Here is a 12,946-nt window from a genome sequence, read left to right as displayed (position 1 = left end):
CTTCAATATGACATTATTGGGAAATACCTTTTTTTGGACCTTTTTCTTCATGATCGGCTTTATTGCCTCCCTTGAGATTCTCGAGGATGTGGGGCCACAATTTGCGGAACGGATTTTTAAACATAAGATTGACGCGATTTGGTTAATTGTGGGTTATGTGATCCTGATTATTTTATTTATTCGACTGTTGCGTTTATTCGGGACCACCTATACTTGGACGGCAAATGCGTTGCGAAATGGGGCTTTGATCTATATCAGCACCAAATTGGATCATCCAAAAGGCTTACAAGTATTACTAGGCGCGACCTTTCTTTCGTTTTGGCCTTACTGGCATTTCAACATCTGGTCTGCCTTAGGCTTTGCGGGAACGTTAGGTCTGTTACTCCTATTACAATACTGGCGGCACTGGATCCACCAGAAAAACTGGCACCTTTGTCTCACTTTAGTCGTCACCAGTGTGATATTCTGGTCGTTTGATATGCTATCATACGGCTATGCCCTGGATGAAACAATCGGCGTTACGAGCTGTTTTATCGTCGTCATGCTATTAGCACATTCATATGATCATCTCTTGCGCTATCGCAAACAGCAAACCCACGAACTGGTTTATGATACCCAGCATGATGCGTTAACTGGTAGCCGCAGTCTCAAAAAATTTACCAGCGACTTTTCTCGTTACCATCATCTTTCTTTAAAAGGTCAGGTGCCGGCCGTTCATTTAGTCATGATCGACATTGATCATTTTAAACAGATCAATGATACTTATGGCCATTTAATTGGGAATGATGTGTTGCAAGCCTTTGTGCAAAATTGCGAGGGTTATTTGGATACGATTCCCTTTCCCTGCACCCTTTACCGCACCGGTGGGGAAGAATTTAGCATTATTATTGCTGGCGGCGCTACCGAACGCGAGGCCCAACAAATCATTGCTGGTTATCGCATGCAATTGAAACAATTTTTCGTAAAAACACCGACCCAAAATATTCAAATCACAGTTTCAGCTGGCATTACCAAAATCACGGCCAAAGATGCGGAAAACAAAGCCGTGATTGCCCGGGCTGATGCCAATCTTTATCAGGCCAAGCGCGCCGGCCGTAATCGAGTGGTCACAGATACGGAAACCAGTTAATGGACAACACTGAAAAAGCCTGGCTAATCGCCAGGCTCAGCATGGCGACAAACCAGCATTTCCAAATTTAGAAATGCTGGTTTGTCGCTTTTTTATTTTCTTGACATCTGGTTACCCTTTATTTCATGACACCCAAGCCATCAGCTGCGCGATATGTTATGAAATAAAGCATTGATCGGCATTTCATATTGCCTACCCGCTATAGCGTTCTGCTAAACTTGCTGTATCACCCACTATTGTCAACCTGCCTGAGCTTAGACTAAAGCAATCAAATGGCGGATCAGGCCACTGTCCCAAAAGACGTACAGCCCAATCAAAACATAGCAAATCTTCATTAAGCTTTCACCATAACGCGTCATCAGCTTTGTAACAGCTGATATTTCAGCAATAAAATTGATTAAAATAACGACCAGTAAGGTTAATCCCCCGATAAACCCTAACGTCATTAAGAAATGTAACCCTGTTTCACCTACCAAAACAGGTAAAAAGATAGCGAGATTACACCCTGCACAAACCGACAGATAAGTGACCATCACCGCCAAAATTGGCGTTCGATGATGGGCTTGCTGCGCATCGTCATCGTCGTCATCGTGAAAAGCTAAATAAATTGGCAAAAAGCCTAAAACTCCTAGTAACCACTCCGGTAAAAATAGCGTCAGGGTGCGGCCAATCAAATAGCTGGCGACTAATAAGATCAAATTACCCAATAAATACCCTAACATCACTTGATGCAGTCGATATTTTTTAAGTAGAAAAATCAGCATGAAAAAGAAGTCTAAATTGACACTAAAAAAAGTCAGCGTTAGCATCCCATAATTCATTAAAATCACTTCTTTCGAGATGTATCGAAAAACAAAAAGTGTGCAACATGTGCACACTTTTATGCTGATGTGACACCCACACATCATTTATGTTACCGAATCACTAGCACTGGAATCGGTGCATATTTTGCCATATAGGCGGCCTGGCTCCCAAAGCGCTTGGCAATGCCTTTTTTAGCTTCAGAACCGACGATCAATAAATCTGGTTCAATATGTGGAATCACATCTTTAACAATCACTTCACCTGGTTCACCTTCTGAGATCAGCGTCCGCACTTTCGGCACCCCAGCCGCTTGTGCCTCATGTTGATATTCAAGAATATGCTTTTCAAGATCATCCCGCTTCCCATGCACGAAATCTTTATTCAAAGCCTGATAAACATTGATCTCATCGTTTTCCAAAATTGAAACGATCACCAGCTCAGCCTGATCCGTTTTAGCACGATGAATCGCATATTTAAAGGCCAACAGCGCATCGGCCGAATCATCGACCCCAACTAAGATCCGTTTAAAATCCATATCATCTTTATTCATTTATTTCCGCCTCCTGATGTGCTTGTACTTTGGCAGCTAAACGTTGATCCCCTTTAAACAAATCATAGATCGTCCACGCCAATAAGGCCAAAACGGCAAAGACTAAGATATACGCGATCACATCGGCTGTGCCCTTCATACTCGCTGGGAAGAAACTTTCAACTTGTGCTGGCAACCCAATCATGTTCAAGTAAGTTAACCCGATCACAGAAATCCAACCTAAAACTTTCACCCAAAGTGCATTCTTAAAGCGTTTCCCCATTTCTAAGGTACTATCGGTCATCATTAACAATGGCAACATCGAAAATGGCAAAGCAAAAGCTAAGAAGACCTGCGAATTATTCATCAGCGTATTCAACGCCTCATGCTCTTGAATCGCACTTTTACCACTGGTCATTAACACACAGATCAACACTGGAATAACGGAGATCAAACGGGTGACTAACCGCCGTAACCACAATGGCATCCGCATATGAACGAAGCCTTCCATGATGACTTGTCCGGTTAAAGTTCCAGTAATCGTTGAGTTTTGACCAGAAGCCAACAATGCAACGGCAAACAAGATGGATAAAATACCAGATTTTGCCACACTGATCAAAATCCCGTTGCTTAACATCGATGTATCAGATAATGCTTGGAATAAACCGAAGAATGAAGGATCTTTTACCGCACCACTTTTGAAAACGGCAACCCCCATGATCAATAACAGGGAGTTGACAACAAAGGCCAAACTCAACTGAATGTTAGAATCCCAAGCTGAGAACCGAACGGCTGTGGCCACATCTTCCTCATTGCTATGATCTAACTTACGTGTTTGCGAAACCGCAGAATGTAAATACAAATTATGTGGCATCACTGTAGCCCCAATAATCCCTAAGGCACCAGATAATGGTGTGTCGCCACCAATTTTTGGTGAGCTAGCAAAAGTTTTAGCACCAGGGATCAAGTTGCCAACAATGTTGCCCCAGTTAGGGCTTGATAACGCTACTTGATACACGAATACCAATAAAATCACTAAAATCAAGCAGACTACAATTGCTTCGATCTTCCGAAAACCAATCTTCGTTAATAATAGCAATAACAAAACGTCAAATACAGTAATGAAGACGGCAATCACTAATGGAATATGGAATAACAAGTATAAGGCAATGGCAGCACCGATAACTTCGGCAATATCTGTCGCCATAATGGCTAATTCCGTTAAAATCCAAAGGACAATTCCCAATGATTTACTGGTCCGAGCACGAATGGCTTGCGCCAGATCCATTTGACTTACAATGCCAAGTTTAGCTGCCATGTACTGCAATAACATTGCAATTAAACTTGACATTAAAATCACGGACATCAGTAAGTATTGGAAATTTTGCCCACCGGTAATTGATGTCGACCAATTGCCGGGATCCATGTACCCTACGGCAACCAATGCACCGGGCCCTGAGTAGGCAAATAAGGTGCGCCAAAACCCTTTTCCTTTTGGAACCTCTACTGTGCCATTGATTTCTTCTAGTGAAGGACCATTGGCATACTCGATCAAATGATGCTTGCGTGAGTTGTTCTTATCTTCTGACAAACAAAACGCCTCCTCGTAATTTTGTGGTCCAATATTTTTGAACCGACACCATTGTACAATATAATTTAAAATATTAAAATAGTTTTTAGGCAGATATAACTTTTAAAATTGAGGTGGGAACATTTTGCGCAAAACAATTGAAACATATCTTAAAACCATTTATGAATGTAGTTTTACCCGAAAAATCGCGACCAATAAGCAAATTGCCACATTTTTAAATGTGGCGCCTGGTTCTGTTAGTGCCGCCATTGCCAGCTACCGTGATGCTGGTTTCGTTTGCCAGAAACCTTATGGCGGTATCGTTTTAAGCGCGCTAGGGCAGCGCCGAGTTCAGGCGATTATGCAGCGTTATCGTCTTTGTGAACTGTGGCTTTTAAAAGACTTCAAGTTTGACTTAGCTGAGATTCCCGAGCAAGCCTGGCAATTATCTGATTTTGAAAGCCCCGTTTTAACTGATAAATTAATGGCTTACTTATCACAACCAACTGTCAGTCCCTTTGGTGGTGCGTTAACAGGACCTGCTTTATTGGACGATGGCAGTCGCGCCTTAGCCACAATCAAAATTGGCCAAACTTATACCCTAAAGAGCTATCTAGAAACCCGGCAGTCCGTTACTTATATTCAACACATGGGCCTTTATCTCGGGCAACAACTGACCTTGCAAAGTATCGATCCTACCACCGAAACCATGTGTCTTACTGACGCAAACAAACGCGATTTTTTGGTCAATGAAGCCGTCGCAAAATACATTTTTGTTTTTTAAGCCCGTTTTTCAATTGCGATTCCACACAAAAAACGCTGTTTTCAGGACACCCACTTCCTGAGAACAGCGTTTTTTTGACGTAGACGCATTGATGCTTTTAGCGACTTTTTATGACTTGATGATAAGGAAAGCTTGCTTGATAACGTGATATCCCTGAGATTTCGGTAATCGGCAAAACACGATAGCGTTTAATCAGTTGTCGGTCGCAATCGAACCGATAAACAAACCTGCCAGTTGTTTCGCGTACTTCAAACGTTAAACGGGTTAATTGGTGGATCCGGAGGATTTTACGTTTTTGCTCATCTAACGTTTTCCGCAAAATCTGTTCTAATTGACTTGGTGCAAGCATTGTACCGCCTCGCTTTTCAGATTTATTGTTACCTCTGCCAGAGAAGTAGGGGCGTCTGCGTCGGTTTTATTATATCATTTTAATATATTTTTAGGTATCCCTTATTTTGGTTTTTTAAAAAAAAGAAACCGGCTTGCCGATTTCTTTTGAACGTCATTATTTAGACATTAAGGTTTGGTTCTTATGCAACAAGTGATACAAATAACGTTTAAACAGTGCCACCACCGTCACCACAATGATACCGGCACCGACTGGGATCAACCAACCTTCTAGTAAGCCAATCGTTGTGGTATGGAATACCGTTTGGAAAATCGGCACATAGATAATGATCAATTGTAAAACGATCAACAAGGCAATCATGAGAAACGCCATTTTATTTTGGAAGAACTCTTTTGAGAACAACGGTTGTTGATTTCGTAAATTGAACAAATAGAAAATCTTACCAAAAATCACAATGTTTAAAGTCATGGTACTGCCTAACGTTGCACTGAGGCCATTGGTTACACCGAAATGGAAAGCAATTAAACCTAACCCTGCAATTAGGAAAGAAACCAAGCCAATTTCGATCACATCAGGTTTATGCAACAACCCGGTCCGAACATCCCGTGGTCCACGGCGCATCAGACCGTGTTCAGGTGGCTCAAAAATAAACGCAAACTGAATCGTTAACGCCGATACCATGTTGATCCAGAGCAACTGCGTTGGGAACAGTGGTAATTCTTGACCCAATAAAATACTTAGGACCACGATCAAGCCTTCCGCAAAACTCGTTGGTAGCAAGAACCGAATGGTTTTCCGAATATTATCAAAAATATGGCGCCCGGCTTTAACGGCTTTAACAATGGTGGTGAAATCATCATCTGCTAAAACCATATTGGCCGCGGCTTTAGCGACTTCGGTACCTTTGATCCCCATGGCCACACCAATATCCGCCTGCTTTAAAGCTGCCGCATCGTTAACACCATCACCGGTCATCGCCACCACGTGTCGGCGCGCTTGTTGGGCGCGCACGATTCGGAGCTTATCCGTTGGTGTGGTGCGGGCAAACACATTATAGTGATCAATCTTTTTGGCCAATTCAGCATCATCTAACGCTGCCAACTCTGGCCCTGTAATGGCCTGAATATCCGTCGATAAATCCAGTTGGCGTGCAATGGCACTGGCCGTTACAGGGTGATCCCCGGTAATCATTTTGACTTGCACCCCGGCCTGACGTAAGTCACCAATCGCCTGCTTCACTTCTTCACGCGGCGGGTCGATCATCCCGACTAACCCGACTAACTTAAAGGTGGCGTCAATCGGCACGGTTTGAATATCGGTCACATCATTGGCAACCGCCTGATACCCAAATGCCACCACACGTAAGCCTTGTTCCGTCAACTGTTGTTCTTGCTTGGCCCAAGTATCAGCCGGTAATGTCGCTTGTTTCAACAACGTAGCGGGTGCCCCTTTGGCAAATAAATACCGTTGACTGTCATGGTCTACTAAACGGGCACTGTAACGCCACGCGGAATCAAATGGCAGAGAATCAATTTCCTGCACTTCAGGCTGATGGCCTTTTAGTTTGTAATACAACCCCGTTAAAGCACCATCTGTCGGTTCACCATTCAATTCCCATTGGCCGTCATTTTCAACCAACATCGCATCGGTGGTTTGCCCGGCAATTTCCAGTAACCATTGTAGATCTACATCATCGGTGCCGGTTACGGGTTGCCCTTGGACCTGCAATTCACCACTTAAATCAAGTGCACCGGCCTTGGTAAACCCAACCCCGGTGACTTGATAAGCCTGTTGTGGCGTCATGATCTCTGTTACAGTCATTTCATTTTTTGTCAACGTACCAGTTTTATCCGTGTTAACAATGTCCACGGCCCCTAAGGTTTCAACTGCTGGCAGCGTTTTAACAATGGCCTTTTCAGCCGTCATCTTACGAACGCCTAAGGCCAAGACCATGGATGTACTAGCGGGTAACCCTTCTGGCATGGAGCCAACCACCATGGTGATCACTGCGATCAACAACGTGGGTAAACTATAAACTCGGGTGATCAACCCTAAAACAAATAACAACACAGCAGCAATCACAATTGCTACGGATAACCCAAACCCTAATTGATTCAAGTTTTGCATCAACGGCGTCGGTTTTTCCTTCACCTGACTGACATTTTGCTGGATCTGGCCAATTTCTGTTTCAGTGGCCGTGGCGATCACCACGCCGATACCAGAACCTTGGGTCACAGCCGTCGAAGCAAACGCTAAGTTCGCCCGTTCTGCCAACGGAATCTCGTCAGCTGTCAACGCTGTTTCGATTTTTTCAACTGAATCAGCTTCTCCAGTTAAAATCGATTCTTGAATTTTTAAGCTGTCAGCCGAAATCAAGCGTAGATCTGCCGGCACTGCATCGCCGGCTTCTAGTAAGACCAGATCGCCAACCACTAACTGTCGTGCAGGTAAATGCTGCTTCACACCGTCACGAATCACAAAGTTCTCAGTGACCAATAACCGTGAGATCTGAGCCAACGCATTATCCGCCTGGCGCTCCTGAAAAAAACCAATCAACGCATTGGCGATAATAACGGCCCCAATCACGACCGAGTCCGAATAATGTTGTAAACTTAAGGTTAACAACGCAGCAGCCGCCAAAATATAAATGATACTGTTATTAAACTGTTTTAAAAACCGTATCAAATTTGACTGGCGCTTAGCCTTTAACTCATTAAAGCCATCGCGTTTCAGTCGGGCGGCAGCCTGCTTTTCGGTAAGCCCTTGTTCAAGATCTGTTTGATACTGTTGGGTCAATTCGGCTGAACTTGCTTGCCACACTCGCTGTGGCTTGGGCTGCTGACCAGGGTTATTTTCTGTTGCTGTCATTTAAATTATCAAATCCTTTCAAAATGAAACTATTATGTTAAGCATAGTATACGAAATTTCTAATAAAAAAGATACTGATTTAATCAGCATCTCCCCGTAAACCTTCTAAGCCTTCACGAACAATAAAATAAACCAAAACCAAGGCTGCTACTGAGTCGGCCCACCACCAACCAAACAAGGCGGTTAGCAGTGCCCCGATCAGAACCGTGCCGGCCATATACGCACAGGTAATATTACACATACCATCTTCTACTAAGGCCGCTGAATGTAACTGCCGGCCTAAGCGGCGTTTGGCAACGGCTAAAAGAGGCATTAAAATCAGTGACAAAACGGATAACGTCAAGCCTGACCAACTTAAATCAGCTGCTTGGTGCTGCCATAAATTCCAGCCTGCTGTGAACACCACGTAAACAGCTAGCAACAATAGTACCCCACCGACTAAGCGGGTCGCGAATTGTTCAACGCGTTGAATTTCTTGCGCATCAACCGTCCGTTGTTGCTTGTGCAACCGCCAGATCAGCACACCACCGGAAAAAATCTCCAAAAGGCTATCCAGTCCAAACGCCACTAACAAAATAGAATGGGCTTTTAAACCAGCCTGTAGGCCGACACTAAATTCAATGACCATCCACAGTAGTGACACATATTCTAATTTTAGTGCTTGTTTTAAACCTGCTACTTGCATAAATTTCACCTAATCGTTTTTCTTCGCACGATAAAAATGGATCGCCAGTGTGATCCCGATGGCGGCAATCAAAATCAGCACAAACAAACTGGCTGGAATTTCAATATCGATCTGTGGAATCGTTAAGAATAGTTTCACCGCAATGATGGCAATCAAATAGTAGGCCATGGGTTCCAGTTCAGGAATTTTTTGCATCAGCGCCATAATGACTTCTGCAACCCCACGCATCATGAGGATCCCAATCAAGCCACCAATCAAAACAATGATTGGTTTTGTGGACACCGCCAGCGCTGCAAGTACAGAATCCACTGAAAAAATAGCATCCATAAACACGATCTGCCAAACCACTTGCCCGAACTTCGCCGTTCCTTTCGGCTTTTCATCCGTTTGCTGACGTGATTTATGATACCGTTGATAGAAAAAGTGAAACACAAGGTACGCTAAATACAGTGCACCAATGACTTTGACTTCCCAAATATGAATCAAAAATGTGCCTAAACCAATCATCAAAAAGCGCAATAAATACGACCCCCATAGGCCATAAATCAGCGCTTTTTCACGTTGTCGCAGGGTTGGTAAGCTTTGCGTTTGGGCCGCTAATACCACGGCATTGTCTACGGAAAGTAAACACTCCATGAGAATCAGCGAAAAGATAATTGCCCAGTCAGCGCCTGACGTTAACACGTCACGCCAGGCGTCTAAATTAAAGAAGGGACCATAAAGTTGCTGGATAATTTGCATACTGCCGCACCTTTCAAATAAAGTAAGGCTATTATAACGGTTTTACCACTTGGATTCAAAAGTGGCCGCTATAGTTGCGCAAAAACAGGATACAAACCAATATCCAATGTATGCTGCCCTAAAGCTGTTTTCGCATCATCAATTGAATTAATGGCGCCTGTAAATGGCACCTTTTCAGCATCTAACGCAAAGACATAAAATAAATATTCATGATAACCAGAACTTTGCATCGGCGCAACACCACGGTATTTCCGTTGCGTATAAGCCGTTAGATCATCCTGTGCGGTGACACTCGTCCAGTCTTCAGGGATCCCAATCACATTCCAATAACTATAACCCGCATTGATGGGATGTTCGTCGCCTAAGAAGACGGCAAAGCTTTTCGTTCCTTCAGGTGCGTTGGCCCAAAATAAACTTGGAATTTCGCCATCGCCCCCCAGATCCTGACTGAGAAACTTACGCGGTAACACCGAAAATGGTGAAAACTCCGCAATCGACACTTCAAATTCAGCGTCATCTAGTGGCAAAAACATAATGACACGCTCGCTGGCTGCCCATTCATACGTATGCCGAGTCAATACCGCAACAAAAGCCGCTGTCACATAAATTTCTTGATTACTTCCAAATGGTGCTTGGTCCAAGGGAAAGCCTTGGCCATTGATCCGTAAGGTTTTTGTGCCTAACGTAAATTCAAATTGATCCCCTAAATAAGTGCCTGAAACATTGAAACCACCAGCGTTTAGTTTTTGATCCAGTGCTCGGAAATAGGCCTTTAATGGAATATAAATTTGTGCGTTCACCATCAACCCGTCTGTGGTCAAACGTTGGCCATCAACGGCTACTGTTACTGGTAGGTTCCATTGTAAGTAGCTGGCGATGCGCCGCTCAATTGTATCTTGCTCGTTCGTCATGTTTTTCACCCTTTATGAATTCTTTATTGCATCTATTATAAGCGAAAATCACAACCAACGGTGAAGAATTCCCCTATTTCATCTGGTTCAAAGCTTAAGTTTTTACGAAGCCGATGCGACAGCTGGATTTTGCGAAACTAAGGCTAAGATCGATTGTAAAATTTCCTGACGCCGTTGCCCAATGGCCTGATAGGTTGTCTGTTGTGGCGTTGTGACCACTTGCATGAGTTCCGCTGTAACCGTCGCATACTCGGTTAACGCAGTCGTTAACGCCGCATGAACGGTGGCATAACAGGCTGGACAATCTAAGGTTTCAAAGCGGGTCACCAGCTGTAAGTAGTTTTGCCGACTGCGTTCCCAGTTTGCTTGCGAATCAGTTTGCTGTTGAACCATTTGATAATGCTTTAATTCATAATCTCGAAAACTTTGATCGAAAGTTTGTAATCTTGCCATTACAAATGCCACACATTGTAAATACTGTTTGTTTAAACTTACGGTTGTCATGTTTATACCCTCTTTCTTATGAATTCCATAAGTTAAATTTAGTATAATTTTCTAATGTTGGCAATAAGAAAACGCTTAATGTAATAGAACAGTAAATTTAATTGTGAAAAAGCATACAATTTCGTGTCATTTTCACTTTCCCTTCACAAATTCTTCACAAATCTAAAATTCAGTTATCTATTTTGCCAAAAATGCTATAATAAACGAGAACTGTGTACAACCGCTTGCTTGTACGCGCGATAGAGGGGGTTTTATTTTTGGAAGCAATCGTTATCAACCATTATGGGGATGCCAAACAATTTGAAACGGCCACGCTACCCGTACCTGAAGTTGGTGCTCATGAGCTGCAGATCGCCATACATGCCACAGCAATCAATCCCTTTGACTGCCAGTTACGTCAAGGCCGGCACCAAGAGTCCTATCCATTTCACTTTCCAATCACATTAGGCAGTGATTTTGCAGGTGTGGTACAAGCGGTTGGCACCGATGTGACCGCTTTTAAAGTTGGCGATGCTGTGATGGGGACTTTGCCACCGACTCGCGAAGGCACTTATGCGGAAGTGCTGACGACCCACGGTAAAACCATTATTCATAAACCGGCACAATTGTCCTTTACCACTGCAGCCGCCTTACCATTGGCTGGCATCACGGCCTTACAAGCGTTGCGTGATCACCTTAAACTACAAGCTGGCGAACACATTTTGATCAACGCAGCCGCTGGCGGTGTTGGCCATTTGGCGGTCCAGTTAGCCGCCCAAACCGGCGCAATCATTGCAGTTACCGGCAGTCCTGATCGTACTGATTTTCTCAAACAGTTAGGCGCCACCACGGTGATTGATTATCATGATACTCGTTTAGCCGATGTGATCCATGATTATGATGCTGCCCTAGACCTAGCTGCTAGCGCTGATTTAGACGAACTAGCAGCTTGCCTAAAGTCGGGTGGTCGGATCATGTCATTGACCAAACCACTACCTGAAGCTTGGCTACAACAAAACCAATTAACTGGGCGCCAAATCTGGAGTAAGCCCAACGCCACGGACCTCGCAACGGTCACAGACTTAGTCGCTAACGGCAACTTAACCGTAACGGTAAGCCGTACGTTGCCATTTTCAGAACTAGGCTTAAACATTGCCCATCGTTTAAGTGAAGCGGGTCATACCCAAGGCAAACTTGTGGTCCAAATGATCGCTGATTAAACAAAAAAATCGTTTCAGTCACACTTTTCAGTGCGATTGAAACGATTTTTTGTTGGCTGCATTATAATAATTGCCCGACATAAAAGTGAATGAACATGGTGACTAACCCTACCAACACATTCCGAATGACGGCCGTTTTGACCAAGCCGTCCCCTAGTTTTGCACTTAAATACCCAGTTAACGCAACCGACAAGGTCACTGCAATAATTGTGCCAGGCCACTGCGTACCAACTGGCAATAAGGTCATAGCCATCAATGGAAACAACCCACCAGCGGCAGCCGAAAACATCGAAGAAAAAGCGGCCTGCCAAGGGCTCATATAATGACCTAATTCCAAATCATACTTGACCCGAACGACAGTACCCAATGCATCTTGTGCCATTAATTCAGTGGCAATTTCATGGGCTGTTTCTGACGTGACCCCACGGGCCTCATAATAAGCAACCACTCGGTCTAGCTCAAGTTCGTAATTGGTTGCCAATAAACGTTCTTCTTCAGCCACAACAGCCTTTTCAGTATCTTTCTGTGAACTGACAGAAGCGTACTCACCAGATGCCATGGAAAAGGCGCAGGCAAGTAGGTCTGACAGGCCTGCAATAAAAATCGTAAATTGGTTGGTGGTGGCAACGGCAACTGAGAACAGCACCCCAACAACCGTTAAAATACCATCATTTGAGCCTAAAACACCTGCACGTAAGGTATTGGACCGTTCTGCCATTGTCATTTTTTCTTTTTTCGCTTTACGCGGCATAATTGCTTTCATTAACACATTAATGTCCTTCCTTCTAGTGCGCGAACAAACTCCCGATAAAATACGTAATCCCGAATTATTCATACGAGGTTTAATATCGGCATACCGCACAATTTTGGACC

General features: G+C 43.9%; 13 protein-coding genes. 3 read left to right on the top strand and 10 right to left on the bottom strand.

Annotation, left to right across the window (positions count from 1 at the left end; all coding sequences use genetic code 11):
* The first annotated feature begins 7 nt into the window (after positions 1-7).
* Entirely contained in the window at positions 8-1,129 is a 1,122-nt protein-coding gene (locus FC07_RS05560) for a GGDEF domain-containing protein (RefSeq protein ID WP_057904137.1), read from the top strand.
* 254 nt (positions 1,130-1,383) lie between these two features.
* Here the strand turns inward: FC07_RS05560 and FC07_RS05555 are convergent, their stop codons facing one another.
* The 3 genes from FC07_RS05555 to FC07_RS05545 all read right to left on the bottom strand — a co-directional run bounded on the left by FC07_RS05555 (position 1,384) and on the right by FC07_RS05545 (position 4,053).
* Positions 1,384-1,950 (bottom strand): cadmium resistance transporter, encoded by a 567-nt coding sequence (locus FC07_RS05555; RefSeq protein WP_057904136.1) that lies wholly within the window; start codon positions 1,948-1,950, stop codon positions 1,384-1,386.
* A gap of 92 nt (positions 1,951-2,042) precedes the next feature.
* Positions 2,043-2,468: a universal stress protein gene (locus tag FC07_RS05550; RefSeq protein WP_057904175.1), complete on the bottom strand. Its 426-nt coding sequence runs from the start codon at positions 2,466-2,468 to the stop codon at positions 2,043-2,045.
* A gap of 7 nt (positions 2,469-2,475) precedes the next feature.
* Entirely contained in the window at positions 2,476-4,053 is a 1,578-nt protein-coding gene (locus FC07_RS05545; protein ID WP_057904135.1) for an Nramp family divalent metal transporter, read from the bottom strand.
* A gap of 124 nt (positions 4,054-4,177) precedes the next feature.
* Between FC07_RS05545 and FC07_RS05540 the strand changes: the two genes are divergently transcribed.
* On the top strand, positions 4,178-4,816 hold the full coding sequence (locus FC07_RS05540) for a metal-dependent transcriptional regulator (RefSeq protein ID WP_057904134.1): 639 nt from the start codon (positions 4,178-4,180) through the stop codon (positions 4,814-4,816).
* A 97-nt stretch (positions 4,817-4,913) separates the two neighbouring features.
* On the opposite strand, the gene FC07_RS05535 is transcribed toward FC07_RS05540, so the two are convergent.
* From FC07_RS05535 to FC07_RS05510, 6 genes are all read right to left on the bottom strand, one after another.
* Entirely contained in the window at positions 4,914-5,165 is a 252-nt protein-coding gene (locus FC07_RS05535; RefSeq protein WP_057904133.1) for a hypothetical protein, read from the bottom strand.
* 156 nt (positions 5,166-5,321) lie between these two features.
* Complete coding sequence (locus FC07_RS05530) at positions 5,322-8,033, bottom strand: HAD-IC family P-type ATPase (RefSeq protein WP_057904132.1); 2,712 nt, start codon at positions 8,031-8,033, stop codon at positions 5,322-5,324.
* 79 nt (positions 8,034-8,112) lie between these two features.
* The gene (locus FC07_RS05525; protein WP_057904131.1) at positions 8,113-8,718 is read right to left on the bottom strand and encodes a cation efflux transmembrane domain-containing protein; all 606 of its coding nucleotides are present in this window, start codon (positions 8,716-8,718) and stop codon (positions 8,113-8,115) included.
* 9 nt (positions 8,719-8,727) lie between these two features.
* Positions 8,728-9,459, bottom strand: a complete 732-nt coding sequence (locus tag FC07_RS05520) for a TerC family protein (protein ID WP_057904130.1) — start codon at positions 9,457-9,459, stop codon at positions 8,728-8,730.
* Positions 9,460-9,527: 68 nt separating this feature from the next.
* The gene (locus FC07_RS05515) at positions 9,528-10,370 is read right to left on the bottom strand and encodes a stalk domain-containing protein (protein WP_057904129.1); all 843 of its coding nucleotides are present in this window, start codon (positions 10,368-10,370) and stop codon (positions 9,528-9,530) included.
* Positions 10,371-10,472: 102 nt separating this feature from the next.
* Positions 10,473-10,874: a hypothetical protein gene (locus FC07_RS05510; protein ID WP_057904128.1), complete on the bottom strand. Its 402-nt coding sequence runs from the start codon at positions 10,872-10,874 to the stop codon at positions 10,473-10,475.
* Positions 10,875-11,131: 257 nt separating this feature from the next.
* Between FC07_RS05510 and FC07_RS05505 the strand changes: the two genes are divergently transcribed.
* On the top strand, positions 11,132-12,073 hold the full coding sequence (locus tag FC07_RS05505) for an NADP-dependent oxidoreductase (RefSeq protein WP_057904127.1): 942 nt from the start codon (positions 11,132-11,134) through the stop codon (positions 12,071-12,073).
* Between the two features lie 61 nt (positions 12,074-12,134).
* On the opposite strand, the gene FC07_RS05500 is transcribed toward FC07_RS05505, so the two are convergent.
* Positions 12,135-12,836 carry a VIT1/CCC1 transporter family protein gene (locus FC07_RS05500; RefSeq protein ID WP_057904174.1) on the bottom strand — a complete coding sequence of 234 codons (702 nt, stop codon included), beginning with the start codon at positions 12,834-12,836 and terminating at the stop codon, positions 12,135-12,137.
* Positions 12,837-12,946 lie beyond the last annotated feature (110 nt).

The organism is Loigolactobacillus bifermentans DSM 20003, assembly GCF_001434575.1.
In the GTDB taxonomy this organism is placed as follows: Bacteria; Bacillota; Bacilli; order Lactobacillales; family Lactobacillaceae; genus Loigolactobacillus; species Loigolactobacillus bifermentans.
This window is presented reverse-complemented; position numbering and strand designations above follow the sequence as displayed.